Below are 16,836 nucleotides of genomic sequence, written 5' to 3'. Positions count from 1 at the left end.
ACCTCGAACATGATCGAGGTCGTTTTCTGATGTGGTTTGCTGCCGGGTGAGGCGCGGGTGCTGCCCTAACCGGCGCGGTCCCTGCGCCATAGGCGAAACAGGCGGCCGTCGATCGACAGCAGGCCGAGCGAGATCAGCGCCATGCCGGCGAGATGATTGACGGCCAACCGCTCGCCCAGAAACAGGCTGCCGAGGATGATGGCGCTGACAGGCACAAGCAAGGTGACGAGCGAACTGTTGATGGCGCCGCCGACTGCGAGGATGTGGAAAAAGATGATATAGGCGAGCGCCGTCGAGAACAGCCCGAGCGCCAGCACTGCCGCGATCGTCAGGCCGCCGGGCATGGCAAGCGTCCACGGGGCATCGAAGACAAGCACGATCGGCAGCATCATCACGGTGGTTGCCGCCGTCTGGCCGAAGGCACCGATGGCCGGGGCAATGCCCATACGGCGGAAACGGCGGCCGAAGACGCCGGCGAAACCATAGGAGAGGGCAGCCGTCAGGCAGGCGATCAGGGCGAGATAGGGGACTGCCTGCGGTGAGACGGCATTGCCGGCCATCAACACCGCAACACCGGCAAAGCCAAGCGCCACGCCGGCGATCTTGTTGGCGGTCAGCCGTTCGTCGGCGGTTAGGAAATGCGCGACGATGATCGAAAAGACCGGTGTTGTCGCATTGAGGATCGAGGCGAGGCCGCTGGCAATCTGGGTCTGTCCCCAGAAGAGCAGGCTGAACGGGATAAGGTTGTTCAACAGGCCCATGCCGAAAAAGGCTATCCAGATGGCGGCGGTTTTCGGAATGACCTGGCGGGTGGCCCTCAGGTAAACGAACAGCGCAATGGCGGCGATCGCGACGCGGGCCAGAACGATCACCAGCGGCGGCAGTTCGGCAAGCGCGAATTTGGAAAAGAAAAACGAGCCGCCCCACAGGACGGACAGGGCGAAAAGAAGGCCCCATTCGAACAGGCCCATCACCTTGGTATTCTGCATAACCTGATCCTGCTTCTGTCTTTTCGCCGGCGTTGCGCACAACATGCCTGCCGAAAGTGGTCAGCGGTTTCGGGATCAGGACATGTACCGAACAGGAGCTAACGCATGGCGCGCCAAACTGAAAGGCGGCGGCGCGTTTTCATGCGCCTCCAACTGGTCAATCCTGCGATTCGACCGTCGCCTGCTGGCCGATATTGCGTGGATTGCGCAGCAGAACCTCGACATCGGCATTGCGGCCGGCGCTGACATTGAATTCGCGCTGGTAGATCTTGTCCTTGTTGCGGGCGACGGCGAGATAATCGCCTTCCGACAGGACCATGGTGGAAAAGGCGCTGACGCTTTCGTTGACGACGTCGCCGGCAGCCGTCAGCACCGACCAGGCGGTATCGGCAATCGCCTCGCCGCCGGGCTGGGAGACCAGCTTGAGGGTGATCTGGGCCGCCTTGTGCTGCAGCACCGCCTGGGTGAGCTTGCCGGCCTCGACCTGGATATCGGCACGCACGACGGCGTTGACGTCGCCATATTCGGAGACGACGTGATAGGTCCCGGCATTCAGCCTGACGATCGTGTTCGGCTTGACATCGGACATGACCAGCGCCCGGTCGCCGTTTTCGCGCACGTCGGAAGAATAGATGGAAAAGCTCAGCTGGTTTGCCGGAATGCGCTGGTCGGCGCCGGCCACGGCGTTGAGGACAAAGCCGCCGGCATCGAGAACCAGGGTCTGTTCGGAAACGCTGCCATCCTCGGGAACCGTCAGTTTTTTGGTAACGCCGGCGCGGCCGAAGGCGACGTTGACGAAATATTCGCCGGGCGCGAGCTGGAAATCAGCAGAGCCGCCGTCAGAGCTGGCGACAAGCGGCAACTTGCCGTCTTCGCCTGCGATCGGGCTGAACACCCGCCATGCGAGGCCGTCTTGCATCACGTCGCCGTCCTTGGTCAGCCGGGCGTTGAAGCGGACGTCCTTTGCCAGTTCGCCCTTCGGCACGATTGTGGCCGGAGAAAAGGCGTTGAGCTTGGGCATCTTGGTCGAGCTGTCGAGCTGTTTGAAGCTCTTGAATGCGTCGCCATCCTGGGCAAGGGCGCCTGAAGCCGTCAATAGGAGCAGCGCCTTAGCGGCGAGCATAAGACGAGCAAGGGAAATGCCTGACATTCGATGACCGGTTGACTCTTGTTTTGTGACTAGCCACTTGAAACCCATGGCAAAGGCATTTTCAAGGCCTCATTCTACCAACAGGCTACCACACCCCAGCGAATGGAAGTTTCCGACATGAATGTTGACGTAAAGCTGATCGATTACCTGCGCGAACGCCACTCGACGCCGGTCGCGCAGATCAAGGGACCGGGGCCGGAAACGGCCGAACTTGAAGAAATCCTGACGTCTGCGGTGCGCGTGCCGGATCATGGCAAGATCGCGCCATGGCGGCTGGTCGTTTATCGCGGCGACGCCTGCATCTCTCTCGGCGAGACATTCCTCGACATCGCGCTGGCCCAGAACGGCGAGATGACCGATGCGGCGAAAGAGGCTGAACGGATCCGCTTCACTCGCGCGCCGATCGTCGTCGGAGTGATCAGTACGGCTGCTCCACATGCCAAGATCCCGGAATGGGAGCAGGTGCTTTCCGCCGGTGCCGTCTGCCTCAACATGCTGATGGCCTGCGAGGCGCGCGGTTATGTCGCCAACTGGCGTACCGAATGGATCGCCTATGACGACAAGGCGCTGGCGGCTCTCGGCGTCAGGGAGGGCGAGAAGGTCGCCGGCTTCATCCATATCGGTTCCAGCGACTTTCCGACGCCGGACCGGCCGCGTCCGCAGCTTTCCGACATTCTCACTTATGCGTAAGGGCGTGCTCTGAATGTTCTACCGCACGGATAGCAACGAGCACGGCATGGCGCACGATCCCTTCAAGGCGATCGTGGCGCCCCGGCCGATCGGCTGGATCGGCACCAAGGGCCGTGACGGGTCTCTTAACCTGTCGCCCTATTCCTTCTTCAACATCGTCTCGGACAATCCGAAGATCGTGATGTTTTCCTCATCGGGCCGCAAGCACAGCCTGCTTAATGCCGAGGAGACGGGCGTCTTTACGGCAAGCCTTGCCAGTCGCCATCTCGGCGACCAGATGAATGCCTCGTCGGCACCGGTCGAATACGGGGTCGACGAGTTCGCGCTTGCCGGGCTTTCGGCACGGATGGGCGAACTGGTCGATGCACCCTATGTCGGGGAAGCCTATACGGCGCTCGAATGCCGGCTGACCGAGATCGTCCAGCCGATGGGGATTGCGGGCCGCTCTGCCCAGCAGTTCATGGTGTTCGGCGAGGTTGTCGGCATCCATATCAGCGAGGAGATCATCCGCGACGGGCGAATCGCCATGGAGCTCGCACGGCCGATCGCGCGGATGGGCTACATGGATTATGCCGACGGAGGCGTCGACGTGTTCCAGCTCAAAAGGCCGACAAAACCTGCCTGAACGAAAAGGTGAACGGCATCGCCATGGTTAAGAAACGTGGTGAACCAATGTTAACCTTTGCATCCTAATGTTCCCGCTGTCGGGCCTCGAGGCGCCGGCTTGGTATCGGGGCATATCGTGATCGTACAGGCATTCCTACGCTGGGCTGAGACGGCAAGAGCCGGTGAACGTGCAAGGGCAGCGAGCGCGCTGGCCAAGGCGTTCATCCAGTCCAAGCTCGGCCCCGAAGAACATCGCGCCGCGATCATGGCGATGACCTATCTGCTCGACGATGCCTCGCCGAAAGTGCGGCTGGCGCTTGCCGAGGCGCTGGCGGTGTCCGACGAAGCGCCGCGTGCGATCATCATGTCTCTTTGCGAAGACCAGGCGGAGATCGCCTGCACCGTGATCGCCTGTTCGCCGGTCCTGCGCGATGCGGATCTGGTCGAACTTGTCGGGCGCGGCGACGCGTTTACCCGCGGACTGGTCGCGTCGCGGCCGAAACTTGGTTTCAGTGTGGCTGCGGCAATCGCCGAGGTCGGCGAGGCAAGCGATATCCTGCTTCTTCTCGAAAACGACACGGCCTCGGTCAGCCGCATTTCGCTGCGCCGCATGGCGGAGCGTTACGGTCATCTGACTGCCGTGCGCCATCTTCTCCTCGATCGCGACGGGCTTACCGGCGATACAAGGCATATGCTGGTCGGCCATGTGGCTTCAGCGCTTGCCGCGTCCGATCTGGTGACGAAGACGATGGGGGCGAGGAGAATAGAAATCATGACGCGGGAAGCCGGAGACGAGGCGGTCGTCGCCATCGCCGCTTCCCTTTCACAGGACGAGATACCGTCGCTGGTCGAACATTTGCGGACAGCCGGACGGTTGACGCCGGCGCTTCTCATTCATGCGCTGTGCAGCGGCAAGGTGGACTTTTTCGCGTCGGCGATCGTCTCGCTCGTCACTCTCGACGAAAAGCGCGTCCGGGCAATCCTTGCGACCGGACGGACACATGCGGTCAGGGCGCTGTTCGATGCGGCCGGAATCGGCAAGGATATTGCGGCGGTCTTCGTCGAGGCGGTTTTCCTCTGGCGGCGTGCGTCGGCAGCCGGCGGTCTCGATACCTGCTATTTCGGTCTGCTCGAGCATTTCGACGGTGCGCGCGGCGATGGCGGGCCGATCGGCGAGTTGCTCGACATGGTCGATCTGCTGCATCGCGGCGAGTTGCGCCGCAATGCCAGAAGTTACGCCTCGGATATTTCGCTGGTCGCGTGATCACGCTTTTTGCGGCTGGATATCGGCCAGGGCCGGCTGCAGTTCTCAAAATTCGATTGCGGCTAGCGGTCGAACCTGCGCGCAACCCATGAATAACCGCCTTCCACCAGTCTGACCGGTTTTGCCATCAGGGTTTTGACGCCCTCGGTGGTCGGAAGCACGTTGCGGACGCGCTGGATGGCGCGCCCTGCAAGGGTTGCGGCCTCTTCCTCCGATACCGGTTCGGCCTCAGCCGTCTGCTGCGTTGCGCCGATTGCCGGCGTGTCGACCTTTGCCGTCTGGTCGGTTGCGGGCTGGGTCTCAGGTCGTGGCAGCGGAATGCCGGCGACGGTCGGATCCTGGCAAACGGCGATCAGCACCGGATAGGGCTGGTTGGTATAGGTGGGAAGATGCTCTTCAGACACCGTGTCGCACATTGCCACAGTCGGCCAGCGCTCTTCGGCGGTGGCGATGTAATGGCAATCCGTGCCGGCGTCGTTACAGCCGAGAATGGTCATCACGACAAGGGCAGCGTTCATGTCGGTCTCCAGTCGATTCACCGGTCAGGTTCATTGAGACCCAAGGCTTATGGCGAGGATCGTGGCCCGATGAAGGCGAACCACGCCCGATCGGTCAGGGAGCCGCCTTGCGCACCGGAGGAAGGTCGGTATCGAGCGGATCGATATCCGGTTCGGTAACCGGGTCCGGTTCGGCCGCATCGGCAATCTTTATCTCGCGGATCCATTCACGCCAGATCGATACCATCAGTGCCATCAGCACCGGGCCGATGAACAGGCCGAGAAAACCCATCGTCTTGACACCGCCGACAAGGCCGAAAAAGGTCGGCAGGAAGGGAAGCTTGATTGGCCCGCCGACAAGCCGCGGCCGCAATGTCTTGTCGACGATGAACAGTTCGACACTGCCCCAGACCAGCAATCCTACGCCGGATATATAGGAACCGTTGGCGACCAGATAGGCGGAGACGAGGGTAAACGACAGCGGCGCGCCGCCGGGAATGAGGGCCATGACGCCGGTCAGGACGCCGAAAGTGACGGGCGAGGGGACGCCGGCGATCCAGTAGGCGATGCCGAGCACGAAGCCTTCACCGATGGCGATCAGCGTCATCCCCGTTACGGTCGAACTGATCGTTGCAGGCACGACGCGGGAAATCCGCTCCCAGCGGGTGGGGAAGATCCGTTCGCCGAGAAGGTCGATCTGGGTGCTGAACGAGGCGCCGTCGCGATAGACGAAAAACAGCGCGATCAGCATGAAGAGCAGGGTCAGGACGATGTGGAAGGCGCTGTTGCTGGCGGCGAGTATGGCGTGATAGATCGCGCCTATATTGGCGCCGCTGATCAGCTGCACCACTTCGCCGACGGCGCCGGGCGAGCCGATATGGCGTGTCCACTGGATGCTCAGCCATTCGCCGACAAAGGGCAGGCCGGTGATCCAGACCGGCGGCGGCGCACCGTTGCGGTTGACGTCGATCGCCCAGCGGAACCATTCGGCCACTTCGCGTGCCGCATAGGTGGCGCCGATCGACACGGGGACGACGATGAAGATGACGATGAAGATGATCGCAAGCGTTGCGCCGATCGTCGTATTGCCGCCGACCTGCCGGAGGAGACGGCGATAGAGCGGCCAGCTGGCGAAGCCGATCACCAGCGCTGCAAGAACCGGGACGAGAAAGCCATAAAAGAAATAGACGGCGGCGGCGGCAATGATGATCAACAACCAGCGGGCCGCCGAGATCGGCGAGATCAGGGCAATCCTGTTGGGGGTCACCGGGCCTAGCCAGCGGGGCTCGTTACTGCCCTTACGATTGCTGCTGCGGTTCACTACACATTCCTGTTTCTCGCTCGCCCCTATATGGCCAGCGCATGTCGTGAAAACAAGCTTCGCATCTATTCCTTAAGACGGAACTTCCGTACTTGCGGTAACGCTTGGATGCGATAGAAATATGAAATTGCCATTTGGCAATTTTGCTCCATTTAACACGGGCATGTTTCAAACATTCTGCAGCTCTTTGCACGGAGCGCGGGAAATAAGCTCTTTTTGCCATCCGCATGGCATGAGCTGCAAGGACAGATTGATGTGTCAGACTGAAGCGGTCAACCTTACCAATTGTGACCGTGAACCCATTCACATCCCCGGCACGATCCAGCCTCACGGTTGCATGATCGTCTGTGATGGTGGCGGTGCCGTGATCGTGCAGCATTCCGCCAATCTCTCCGAGATGCTCGGTATTGGCGAGGAAATCCTTGGCCGGAGGCTGGAGGAAGTGCTGGGCGGCGAGGTTGCGCATACGCTGAGAAATGCGCTTGCCACGTCCGACGATCCGGCGCGGCCGGCGCTGCGCCACGGCCTGAAGCTGGCTTCTGGCAGGACGGTCGACGCGGCGCTGCATCGCAACGGTTCCAAGGTCATCCTCGAATTCGAACCGGCATCGACCGATACCGACCAGCCGCTGGAAGTCGCCCGGATGCTGGTCAGCCGGATCCGCAACGTAGCGAGCATCGACCGGCTGGTCGAGAGTGCGACGCGGCTGATGTATGCGATGCTCGGTTACGACCGGGTGATGGTCTACCGATTCGAACAGGACGGGTCGGGCAAGGTCATCAGCGAATATAAACGACGCGATCTGGAAAGTTTTCGCGGCCAGTATTTTCCGGCAGGCGACATCCCGGCCCAGGCGCGAACTCTCTATATCCGCAACACGATAAGGGTGATCTGCGACGCCGACTACAATCGCGTGCCGGTGGTGCCGGAACTGGATGAAGACAGGCAGCCGCTCGATCTTTCTTTTGCGCATCTGCGGAGCGTCTCGCCGATCCATTGCGAATATCTGCGCAACATGGGCGTGGCGGCATCGATGTCGATCTCGATCGTGCTCGATGGCGAGCTCTGGGGGCTGATCGCCTGCCATCATTATTCGCCCAAGGTGCTTTCCATGCCGCAGCGTGTGGCGGCGGAAACATTCGGCGAATTTTTCTCGCTGCATCTGTCGTCGCTTCGGCAAAAGGAGTTGCACGAGACGGCACGGCAGGCGCGGCGGTCGCTCGACCGGTTCGTGCAGGAGGCGTCCCACCATCGCGATATCAGCGCGCTGCTCAGACGCTCGCTCGAGGATTTTTCGGGGATGATGCCATGCGACGGCGTCGGTCTCTGGCTCGACGGCGCATGGACGAACCACGGCACGACACCGCCGCGGGAACTGGTCGGCGAACTGGCCGACGACGTCGGAAACGTGTCCGGCGGCCGCGTATGGTCGACATTCCAGCTGTCGACCTCGCTGCCGGGATCAGGGATATCGCCGGACGATGCCTGCGGCGTGCTGGCTATCCCGTTGTCGCAGCGGCCACGGGATTATCTCTTCTTCTTCCGCAAGGAAGTGGTGCAGACGCTCGACTGGGCCGGCAATCCGGATAAATCCTACACGACCGGACCGATGGGCGACCGGCTGACGCCGCGCAAGAGCTTTGCGATCTGGAAAGAAACGGTGAGGCTGCAGGCCCAGCCCTGGACCGATGCCGACCGCGAGACGGCGGAAGCGATCCGTGCGGTGCTGGTCGAGATCGTGCTTCACCACAACGAGATGATGGCCGACGAGCGCGGCAAGGCTGATGTCCGCCAGCGGATGCTCAACGAGGAACTGAACCACCGGGTCAAAAACATCCTGTCGATCATCAAGGCGCTGGTCGGCCATCCGGTCGACAGCGGTCGCAGCCTTGGCGATTATGTCGGTTCGCTGAAAGGCCGCATCCAGGCACTTGCCTTTGCCCATGACCAGGTGGTGCGTGGCGGTGACGGCGGCTCGCTGCTCGACCTCCTGGAGGCGGAATTGCGGCCCTATATGGAGGGTACGCGGTCAGTCGTGCTCGAAGGGCCGCGGGTCTGGCTGGACAGCCGGGCTTTTTCGGTGATGGCGCTGGTGTTGCACGAAATGTCGACCAATGCGGCAAAATACGGCTCGCTTTCGGTTCCCGGCGGCCGGCTGGACGTCAGGTGGACCCGACTTTCCTCCGGCGCCTGCGAGATCAGTTGGAGCGAAAGCGGCGGCCCGTCGGCGACGCCACCTGTCCGCAGCGGCTTCGGCAGCGTGCTGATCGGCCGCAGCATTCCTTACGAACTCGACGGCGAGGCCGAGGTTGCCTATCCGGAAACCGGTGTCACAGCCCGGTTCATGGTGCCGCCGCAACATCTTCATGCCGATGACGACGCGACAGCGGTGCGGCTCGGCGAGGCGGATGTTTCGACGACCGACCGGGTGGCCACGCCGGAACTCGGGAAGATGGAATTCCTGCTGGTCGAGGACCAGATGCTGATTGCTGCCGATGTCGAGGCGATGCTTGCCGAGCACGGTATCGCCAAGGTGACGACGGCACCGTCGGTCGCCGAAGCGCTGCGACGTCTCAAGGGTTTCACGCCGGATGTGGCGATCCTCGACGTCAATCTCGGTTCGGGCACATCGTTGCCGATCGCCGAGGAACTGGCGCGCCGCAACGTGCCCTATATCTTCGCCACCGGGTATAGCGACCGGTCGATCATCCCGGCGCATCTGGCTGCACCGATGGTGCGCAAGCCCTATGAGGCCGCAGCGCTGATCTCTGCGGTGACGAGCCTGTTCGAAACCCGTTAGAGCCTGATGACCGTCAGCGGTGCGGGACGGGCAAAATCGTCTTGCGCGGCGATCATGTGAAGCTCGCGGCGACCGGCGGCGAGCGTCTTTTCAAACAGCGCGAAAATGCTGGAGGCGGTGTTGGACAGTGCTTCGTCAAGGCTCTTGCCCGCCAGGATATGGCCGAGAAACAGCGCCGCGGTACAGTCTCCGGCACCGTTCGGCGCTGGGTCGAGGGGCAGGCGCCTGGTTGTCGCCAGAACCTGTTCTCCGGATTTCGACGAGGCCAGCATCTGGATCTCGTCGTCGCTTGTGCCGTCATGGATGAGCGAGGTCAAAAGCACGATCTCAGGGCCGGCCTGGTGGATCATCCGACAGGCCTTGCGGGCATCATCGAGGGTCAGGATCTGCCGGCCGGCGAGATATTCGAGTTCGAACTGGTTCGGCGTGATGATCGAGGCGCGGGCAAGCGCCTTCTGGCGGAAATAGTCGGGAATGCCCGGCCGGACGAAAAAGCCGCGGCCGACATCGCCCATCACCGGATCGCAGAGCCAGGTAATGTCCTTCGGCAGGCGGTCGAGCAGTTGCAGAATGATGTCGCCGATTGCCGGATCACCGAGATAACCGGTTAGCAGCGCGTCCATGTTTTGAAGGGCGCCGAGGCTTTCCAGCCCGTCGAGGACATCCTCGATATGGGCGGGGCTGAACACCTCGCCGGTCCATTTCGCATAACCGGTATGGTTGGAAAACTGTACCGTGTTGATGACGGTGACCTCGTGGCCGAGGCGCTGCAGCGGCAGCGTGGCCGCACGGTTTCCGACATAACCATAGGCAACGTGGGACTGGATGGAGAGGATCTGCTTCATGGCCGCGGGATGCTTCATTCCGGTGATCGATAAGGCGATCCCATGCGTGAAGCATGCAACGCGGTCCTGCGCAATCCTCTCATTGTCCGATCGGGTCTAGATATCGAGATTTTCGGCGAAGGCGGCGCGTTCCTGGATGAAGCGGAAACGGGCGTCGGCCTTGGTCCCCATCAGGTTGTCGACCGCCTCGCGGGTGCCTTCGAAATCCACCTCGTCGATGCCGATCCGCAGCAGCGTGCGCTTTTGCGGATCCATCGTGGTTTCCTTCAGCTGCGCCGCCATCATCTCGCCGAGACCCTTGAAACGGCCGATTTCGACCTTCTTGCCCTTGAAGACGGTTTCCATCAGCTCGGCGCGGTGGGCGTCGTCGCGGGCATAGACCGTCTTGCCACCCTGACGGATGACATAGAGTGGCGGCACGGCGAGGAAGAGATGGTTGCCGCGGATCAGTTCGGGCATTTCCTGATAGAAGAAGGTGATCAGCAGCGAGGCGATATGGGCGCCGTCGACATCGGCATCGGTCATGATGATGATGCGTTCGTAACGCAGGTCTTCCTCGCGGTATTTCGTCCGCGTGCCGCAGCCGAGCGCCTGCACCAGATCGGCGATCTGCTGGTTGGCGGACAGCTTTTCGCGGCTGGCGGAGCCGACATTGAGGATTTTTCCGCGTAGCGGAAGGATCGCCTGATTGGTTCGGTTGCGGCCCTGCTTGGCCGAGCCACCTGCCGAATCGCCCTCGACGATGAACAGTTCGGCGCCTTCTGCGGTGTTCTGCGAGCAGTCGGCCAGCTTGCCGGGCAGGCGCAGCTTGCGTACCGCGGTCTTGCGGTTGACTTCCTTTTCCTTGCGGCGGCGAAGGCGCTCCTCGGCGCGTTCGATCACCCATTCGAGCAGTTTTGCCGCCTCGTTGGGATTGCCGGCCAGATATTGGTCGAAGGGATCACGCAGGGCGTTTTCGACGAGGCGCTGGGCTTCGACGGTCGCAAGCCGGTCTTTGGTCTGGCCGACGAATTCAGGCTCGCGGATGAATACCGACAGCATGCCAACGGCAGAAATCATCACGTCGTCGGTGCTGATCTCCTTGGCACGCTTGTTCTGCGTCAGTTCGGCATAGTTCTTCAGGCCCTTGGTCAGCGCGATGCGCAGGCCGGCTTCGTGGGTGCCGCCTTCCTGGGTCGGAATGGTGTTGCAATAGGAATGAACCTGCGGATCGCCGCCATACCACGTGACCGCCCATTCGAGTGCGCCATGGCCGCCGGTCTTTTCGGTCTTGCCGGCAAAGATCTCGCGGGTGACGGTGAATTCCTTGCCGAGCGTTGCGCCAAGATAGTCCTTCAGCCCGCCGGGGAAATGGAAGACGGCCTTTTCCGGGATCTCGCCACCTTCCGGCACGACACCCGGTTCGCAACTCCAGCGGATTTCGACGCCGCCGAAGAGATAGGCCTTGGAGCGGGCCATGCGGAAGATGCGGCCGGCGTCGAATTTTGCATGCTCGCCGAAAATCTGCGCGTCCGGGTGGAAACGGACGCGGGTGCCGCGGCGGTTATGGACATCGCCGAGTTCCTGCAGCCCGCCCTGGGGAATGCCGCGGGAAAACGTCTGGCGGTAGAGTTTTCTGTTTCTGGCAACTTCGACTTCGAGAATGTCCGAAAGCGCGTTGACGACCGAGATGCCGACGCCGTGCAGACCGCCCGACGTCTCATAGGCCTTGCCGTCGAACTTGCCGCCGGCATGGAGCTTGGTCATGATGACTTCGAGCGTCGACTTGCCGGGCACCTGCGGATGGTTTTCCACAGGAATGCCGCGGCCATTGTCGGTGACGGTCAGGCAGCCTTGAAGATCTAGATGGACCTCGATGAAATTGGCGTGGCCGGCCACTGCTTCGTCCATCGAGTTGTCGATGACTTCGGCAAACAGGTGGTGCAGCGCCTTTTCGTCGGTGCCGCCGATATACATGCCGGGCCGCATGCGCACCGGCTCAAGACCTTCGAGAACGCGGATCGAGGAGGCGCCGTAATCGTCACCGCCGGCATTTGCCGGCGGAGCAGGGCGGGGCGCGGACGGTGCAGCAGATACGGCCGCCGTCGCAGGAGCCGCGACGGGCTCCACTGCTGCCGGCTTCGCTGCGGTCGGCTGGGCGCTGGCGGGTTGGGCATTTGCCGCAAGTTCGCCGAAAAGATCGTTGCTGTTATCGTCCATCTGGTCTTTCGCCGCTGCCTGCCGAGGTACCGAAGAGGAAGCCATGCCCATCTCATACCGTTTCGAATCACTTGCGATTCTGCCAAAAGATCGGAATTTTCGCGATGCCGAAGGCAAATCACCACGCTGAGACATGCTGTTCCCGCTTGTCATTGGCAAGCATAGAGAGTGCAGGAAGCCCGTGAAATCCCCTATGTCCACAATTCATTTCATCTTTGGCATGGTTCTTGCCACTGTGGCAGTCCTGCCGGATGGTCGCGCAATGGCGCAGCAAGCCGTCGCGCAGGGGCCGATTGCCGCTTTCAAGGACGAGCTGTTTTCGCGACAGGGCGTGCTGGAAAAGGCCGATGGCGGCGCCTACCGGGTGATCGACTATCAGGAGCTGCGCGACATCAATCAGCGTGACCAGGATCCGGAACATCGCGTCAAAAGCGCCTATGTGGATCTGTCGCCCCGCCGTCTGCAGGAGGACGAGACGCTGACGCTCGGCGATCGCCGGGTGGATGTGACACGGGTCGGGCCGGAATCGGGCGAACGGTTTGCGGTGATCTTCATTCACGGGCGTGGCGGCGACCGCCGGCTTGGTGTCAACGACTATACGTTTGGCGGCAATTTCAACCGGCTGAAGAACCTCGTGACGCGGAGTGGCGGGAGCTATTATTCGGTCAGCGTGCGGGCATTCGACGATGCCGGATCGGCCGATGTCGCGGCCCTCGTCCGTTATGCCTTCGAGCAGGCGGCTGGGCGGCCGGTAATCCTTGCCTGCGCCTCGATGGGCGGCATCATCTGCCAGCATATCGTCCGCGACAAGGAGGCGGTGCGGTATCTCGGCGGCATGGTGCTGCTCGGCGGACCGCCCGATCCGGGACTTGTCACAACGCCATTTGCCAAGTTGAAGCTGCCGCTCTATTTTGCCCATGGGAGTGCCGACAGCGTCTACAAGGCCGAAGAGCAGGTCAAAATCTACCGTGGATTGCAGGCTGCGGGATATCCGGCACGCTTCACTTTGTTCCAGACGGGCGGCCATGGAACACCGATCCGAATGGTTGATTGGCGCGATGTGCTCAATTTCGTGTTAATATCGCAAAAATAGCCGAGATGGGGACTTAAATCGATCTGCATGGCATCTCAAACCGATTAAATCCGCAGATTGCGTCAGAAAAGCATGAAAATGGACGTGCCGGGCGGATGCGCCGGCGCTGCGACTTGCAAGTAAGCTCTTGAATAACGTTTGTTTTTCGGCGTACGAAGGGCTGCGGGCACTGCCGGTCGACCGGGGGATGCACGCAGCAATTGCGATTTTGCCGAAAGATCGTGACACAGAGAGGATGCAACTGCCGATGAGCCCAGATGTCCGCCCGCTCGTTGCGGGAAACTGGAAGATGAACGGCACGCGCCAGGCACTCGGCGAGATCAAGGCGATGGCGGAAGGCGTCAACGGCCCGCTGTCGGACAGGGTCGATGCCCTTATCTGCCCGCCGGCGACATTGCTCTATGTCGCCACCGCGCTCTGCACCGACAGCCCGCTGATGGTGGGAGGCCAGGATTGTCACCGAAACGTGTCCGGCCCGCATACCGGCGATATTTCAGCAGAAATGATTGCCGACTGCTTCGGTACACATGTCATTCTCGGCCATTCCGAGCGTCGCATCGATCATGGCGAGACCGACCACATCGTCCGTGACAAGGTGGCGGCGGCGTTCCAGGCGGAACTGACGGCAATCATCTGCATCGGCGAGACCGAAGACGAACGCGACAGCTATTCGACGCTCGACGTGCTGCGGCGGCAATTGCGGGGGTCGGTCCCCGATGGTGCAACAGCTTCCAATACCGTGATTGCCTATGAGCCCGTCTGGGCCATCGGATCGGGCGCTACGCCGACGAGCGAGGACATTGCCGTGGCGCATCAGTTCATGCGCACCGAGCTGGTGCGGCGTTTCGGCGAGGAGGGCCGCCTGATGAGGCTCCTCTATGGCGGATCGGTTAAGCCGGGCAATGCCGAGAAGCTGATGAGCATCGCCAATGTCGATGGCGCATTGATCGGCGGGGCGAGCTTGAAAGCCGAGGATTTCCTCGCCATCTATTCGGTCTATGAGGGGCTGAACGTCGAAACCTTGTAATCAAGGCTTGGAAAGCGTGAATGCCTCATGTAAAGAGCCGCAAACTCTTATCTATTGCCCGCCAGAGGGCAGGGACCTGATACATGCAGACCGTTTTGATCGTCATCCATCTCATGATCGTGCTCGCGCTTGTCGGCGTGGTGCTTATCCAGCGCTCGGAAGGCGGTGGTCTCGGCATCGGCGGCGGTTCGGGCTTCATGTCTGCACGCGGCACAGCCAATGCGCTGACGCGCACCACGGCAATCCTTGCGGCGCTGTTCTTCGTCACATCGCTTGGTCTCGGCATCCTGAGCCGCTACCAGGCGCAGCCGACCGACATCCTGAACCGCATTCCGCAGAGCCAGCAGGGCACCGGTGCCGGCATTCTCGACCAGCTCGGCCCGGCTCCGGCACAGGCACCTGCCGGCAACGGCGTGCCGTCCGAAGCCGGTGCAGCCGCTCCGGCGCCTGCCCAGCCGGCCGCTCCCGCTGCGCCGTCGAACGGCGTTCCGAACAACTGAGGTTCGGATCTCGACTTCAATCTCCGGCAGGCCAAAAGCCTGCCGGTTTTCTTTTGCGAACATTCCACAGCCGTTTTAGCGAATGGCGAAATTTCTGCTGGCGGAATCGACAATGACAAGGTATCCGGTGACTCCCATGGCGCGATATGTATTCATCACAGGCGGCGTGGTTTCTTCCCTCGGAAAAGGAATTGCGGCCGCGGCCCTCGGAGCTCTGCTCCAGGCGAGGGGTTACCGGGTTCGGCTGAGGAAGCTCGATCCTTATCTCAACGTAGATCCGGGCACGATGAGCCCGACCCAGCACGGCGAGGTGTTCGTCACCGACGACGGTGCGGAGACGGATCTGGATCTCGGTCACTACGAGCGGTTTACCGGCCGTTCGGCGACCAAAACCGACAACATCACCACCGGCCGAATCTACAAGAACATCATCGACAAGGAACGCCGCGGCGATTATCTCGGCGCAACCGTTCAGGTCATTCCGCATGTGACGAACGAGATCAAGGATTTCGTCACCGAGGGCAATGACGACTATGATTTCGTGCTCTGCGAAGTCGGCGGCACGGTCGGCGATATCGAGGCGATGCCGTTCATGGAGGCGATCCGCCAGGTCAATAACGACCTGCCGCGCGGTACCGTGATCTATGTCCACCTGACGCTGATGCCGTATATTTCGGCTGCCGGCGAGTTGAAGACCAAGCCGACGCAGCATTCGGTCAAGGAGTTGCAGGCGCTCGGTATCCATCCCGACATCCTGCTGGTGCGCGCGGATCGCGAGATCCCGGAAGCCGAACGCCGCAAGCTGTCGCTGTTCTGCAACGTGCGTCCGTCCGCCGTCATCCAGGCGCTCGACGTTGCCAATATCTACGACGTTCCGGTCGCCTATCACAAGGAAGGCCTCGACAACGAGGTTCTGGCCGCCTTCGGCATCGAACCGGCGCCGAAGCCGCGTCTGGATGCCTGGGAAGAGGTTTCCAGCCGTATCAAGCAGCCGGAAGGCGAAGTGACGATCGCGATCGTCGGCAAATATACGGGCCTCAAGGATGCCTACAAGTCGCTGATCGAGGCGCTTCACCATGGCGGCATCGCCAATCAGGTGAAGGTCAAGCTCGAATGGATCGAATCGGAAGTCTTCGAAAAGGAAGATCCGGCGCCCTATCTCGAAAAGGTCAACGGCATCCTGGTTCCGGGCGGTTTCGGCGAGCGCGGTTCGGAAGGCAAGATCAAGGCGGCGCAGTTTGCCCGTGAGCGTAACGTGCCCTATTTCGGCATCTGCTTCGGCATGCAGATGGCGGTGGTCGAAGCGGCGCGCAATCTCGCCGGTATCGACAAGGCATCGTCGACCGAATTCGGCCCGACGACAGAACCGGTTGTTGGCCTGATGACCGAATGGGTCAAGGGCAACGCGCTGGAGAAGCGCGCGGCGGCCGGCGATCTGGGCGGCACGATGCGTCTCGGCGCTTATGCCGCAAGCCTGAAGAAGGATACCAAGATCGCCGAGATCTACGGTTCCACCGATATTTCCGAACGTCACCGCCACCGCTACGAGGTGAATGTCGACTACAAGGAGCGGCTGGAAAGCTGCGGCCTGGTCTTCTCCGGCATGTCGCCTGACGGCGTTCTGCCGGAAACGGTCGAATATCCGGATCATCCGTGGTTCATCGGTGTGCAATACCATCCGGAACTGAAGAGCCGTCCGCTCGATCCGCATCCGCTGTTTGCAAGCTTCATCGAAGCGGCGCTGGAACAGAACCGCCTCGTGTGAGACTTATGAAAGACCCGGCTTCGGCCGGGTTTTTTCGTTGAGCCTTTTACTCTTCGCGGTTCCATCCTCGGCACAAGCCCAAGCATGACG

Annotated in this window: 14 protein-coding genes; 8 read left to right on the top strand and 6 right to left on the bottom strand. The window is 61.5% G+C overall.

Going from position 1 to position 16,836, the window contains the following annotated elements; translation table 11 throughout:
• Window positions 1-65 precede the first annotated feature (65 nt).
• Together AC2GXZ_RS16325 and AC2GXZ_RS16320 are read right to left on the bottom strand one after the other, a co-directional pair.
• Window positions 66-989, bottom strand: coding sequence for a DMT family transporter (locus AC2GXZ_RS16325; RefSeq protein ID WP_483760204.1), 924 nt, complete (start codon window positions 987-989; stop codon window positions 66-68).
• Window positions 990-1,146: 157 nt separating this feature from the next.
• Window positions 1,147-2,139 carry a hypothetical protein gene (locus tag AC2GXZ_RS16320; RefSeq protein ID WP_483760203.1) on the bottom strand — a complete coding sequence of 331 codons (993 nt, stop codon included), beginning with the start codon at window positions 2,137-2,139 and terminating at the stop codon, window positions 1,147-1,149.
• Window positions 2,140-2,256: 117 nt separating this feature from the next.
• On the opposite strand from AC2GXZ_RS16320, the gene AC2GXZ_RS16315 reads away from it, so the two are divergent.
• The 3 genes from AC2GXZ_RS16315 to AC2GXZ_RS16305 all read left to right on the top strand — a co-directional run bounded on the left by AC2GXZ_RS16315 (window position 2,257) and on the right by AC2GXZ_RS16305 (window position 4,699).
• Entirely contained in the window at window positions 2,257-2,829 is a 573-nt protein-coding gene (locus AC2GXZ_RS16315) for a nitroreductase family protein (protein WP_483760202.1), read from the top strand.
• A 13-nt stretch (window positions 2,830-2,842) separates the two neighbouring features.
• Window positions 2,843-3,454 carry a flavin reductase family protein gene (locus AC2GXZ_RS16310; protein WP_483760201.1) on the top strand — a complete coding sequence of 204 codons (612 nt, stop codon included), beginning with the start codon at window positions 2,843-2,845 and terminating at the stop codon, window positions 3,452-3,454.
• Window positions 3,455-3,571: 117 nt separating this feature from the next.
• Window positions 3,572-4,699 (top strand): DUF2336 domain-containing protein, encoded by a 1,128-nt coding sequence (locus AC2GXZ_RS16305; RefSeq protein WP_483760200.1) that lies wholly within the window; start codon window positions 3,572-3,574, stop codon window positions 4,697-4,699.
• A 62-nt stretch (window positions 4,700-4,761) separates the two neighbouring features.
• On the opposite strand, the gene AC2GXZ_RS16300 is transcribed toward AC2GXZ_RS16305, so the two are convergent.
• Together AC2GXZ_RS16300 and AC2GXZ_RS16295 are read right to left on the bottom strand one after the other, a co-directional pair.
• The gene (locus AC2GXZ_RS16300) at window positions 4,762-5,217 is read right to left on the bottom strand and encodes a hypothetical protein (RefSeq protein WP_483760199.1); all 456 of its coding nucleotides are present in this window, start codon (window positions 5,215-5,217) and stop codon (window positions 4,762-4,764) included.
• A 94-nt stretch (window positions 5,218-5,311) separates the two neighbouring features.
• Window positions 5,312-6,517, bottom strand: a complete 1,206-nt coding sequence (locus AC2GXZ_RS16295; protein WP_483760198.1) for an AI-2E family transporter — start codon at window positions 6,515-6,517, stop codon at window positions 5,312-5,314.
• A gap of 253 nt (window positions 6,518-6,770) precedes the next feature.
• On the opposite strand from AC2GXZ_RS16295, the gene AC2GXZ_RS16290 reads away from it, so the two are divergent.
• Window positions 6,771-9,317 carry an HWE histidine kinase domain-containing protein gene (locus AC2GXZ_RS16290; RefSeq protein ID WP_483760197.1) on the top strand — a complete coding sequence of 849 codons (2,547 nt, stop codon included), beginning with the start codon at window positions 6,771-6,773 and terminating at the stop codon, window positions 9,315-9,317.
• Here the strand turns inward: AC2GXZ_RS16290 and pdxY are convergent.
• Together pdxY and parE are read right to left on the bottom strand one after the other, a co-directional pair.
• Entirely contained in the window at window positions 9,314-10,180 is an 867-nt protein-coding gene (gene pdxY / locus AC2GXZ_RS16285) for a pyridoxal kinase PdxY (RefSeq protein ID WP_483760196.1), read from the bottom strand. The genes AC2GXZ_RS16290 and pdxY overlap by 4 nt on opposite strands.
• A 78-nt stretch (window positions 10,181-10,258) precedes the next feature.
• The gene (gene parE, locus AC2GXZ_RS16280; protein ID WP_483760273.1) at window positions 10,259-12,361 is read right to left on the bottom strand and encodes a DNA topoisomerase IV subunit B; all 2,103 of its coding nucleotides are present in this window, start codon (window positions 12,359-12,361) and stop codon (window positions 10,259-10,261) included.
• 193 nt (window positions 12,362-12,554) lie between these two features.
• Here parE and AC2GXZ_RS16275 point away from each other — a divergent pair, with 193 nt between their 5' ends.
• The 4 genes from AC2GXZ_RS16275 to AC2GXZ_RS16260 all read left to right on the top strand — a co-directional run bounded on the left by AC2GXZ_RS16275 (window position 12,555) and on the right by AC2GXZ_RS16260 (window position 16,746).
• Window positions 12,555-13,454 carry an alpha/beta fold hydrolase gene (locus AC2GXZ_RS16275; protein ID WP_483760195.1) on the top strand — a complete coding sequence of 300 codons (900 nt, stop codon included), beginning with the start codon at window positions 12,555-12,557 and terminating at the stop codon, window positions 13,452-13,454.
• 247 nt (window positions 13,455-13,701) lie between these two features.
• Window positions 13,702-14,481 (top strand): triose-phosphate isomerase, encoded by a 780-nt coding sequence (gene tpiA, locus AC2GXZ_RS16270; RefSeq protein WP_483760194.1) that lies wholly within the window; start codon window positions 13,702-13,704, stop codon window positions 14,479-14,481.
• 83 nt (window positions 14,482-14,564) lie between these two features.
• Window positions 14,565-14,981 (top strand): preprotein translocase subunit SecG, encoded by a 417-nt coding sequence (gene secG, locus AC2GXZ_RS16265; protein WP_483760193.1) that lies wholly within the window; start codon window positions 14,565-14,567, stop codon window positions 14,979-14,981.
• A 127-nt stretch (window positions 14,982-15,108) separates the two neighbouring features.
• Window positions 15,109-16,746: a CTP synthase gene (locus AC2GXZ_RS16260; protein WP_483760272.1), complete on the top strand. Its 1,638-nt coding sequence runs from the start codon at window positions 15,109-15,111 to the stop codon at window positions 16,744-16,746.
• Window positions 16,747-16,836: the final 90 nt, after the last annotated feature.

The sequence above is a fragment of the Aliirhizobium sp. YIM B11859 genome, from assembly GCF_057163345.1.
Note: the sequence above shows the minus strand (reverse complement) of the source record. Positions and strands in the feature narration are given on the sequence as shown.

Excerpts from the sequence above, each read along its gene's own strand:
- AC2GXZ_RS16325 (WP_483760204.1), bottom strand. The coding sequence starts at position 989 with ATGCAGAATACCAAGGTGATGGGCCTGTTCGAATGGGGCCTTCTTTTC.
- AC2GXZ_RS16320 (WP_483760203.1), bottom strand. The coding sequence starts at position 2,139 with ATGTCAGGCATTTCCCTTGCTCGTCTTATGCTCGCCGCTAAGGCGCTG.
- AC2GXZ_RS16315 (WP_483760202.1), top strand. The coding sequence starts at position 2,257 with ATGAATGTTGACGTAAAGCTGATCGATTACCTGCGCGAACGCCACTCG.
- AC2GXZ_RS16310 (WP_483760201.1), top strand. The coding sequence starts at position 2,843 with ATGTTCTACCGCACGGATAGCAACGAGCACGGCATGGCGCACGATCCC.
- AC2GXZ_RS16300 (WP_483760199.1), bottom strand. The coding sequence starts at position 5,217 with ATGAACGCTGCCCTTGTCGTGATGACCATTCTCGGCTGTAACGACGCC.
- AC2GXZ_RS16290 (WP_483760197.1), top strand. The coding sequence starts at position 6,771 with ATGTGTCAGACTGAAGCGGTCAACCTTACCAATTGTGACCGTGAACCC.
- pdxY (WP_483760196.1), bottom strand. The coding sequence starts at position 10,180 with ATGAAGCATCCCGCGGCCATGAAGCAGATCCTCTCCATCCAGTCCCAC.
- parE (WP_483760273.1), bottom strand. The coding sequence starts at position 12,361 with ATGGACGATAACAGCAACGATCTTTTCGGCGAACTTGCGGCAAATGCC.
- AC2GXZ_RS16275 (WP_483760195.1), top strand. The coding sequence starts at position 12,555 with ATGTCCACAATTCATTTCATCTTTGGCATGGTTCTTGCCACTGTGGCA.
- tpiA (WP_483760194.1), top strand. The coding sequence starts at position 13,702 with ATGAGCCCAGATGTCCGCCCGCTCGTTGCGGGAAACTGGAAGATGAAC.
- secG (WP_483760193.1), top strand. The coding sequence starts at position 14,565 with ATGCAGACCGTTTTGATCGTCATCCATCTCATGATCGTGCTCGCGCTT.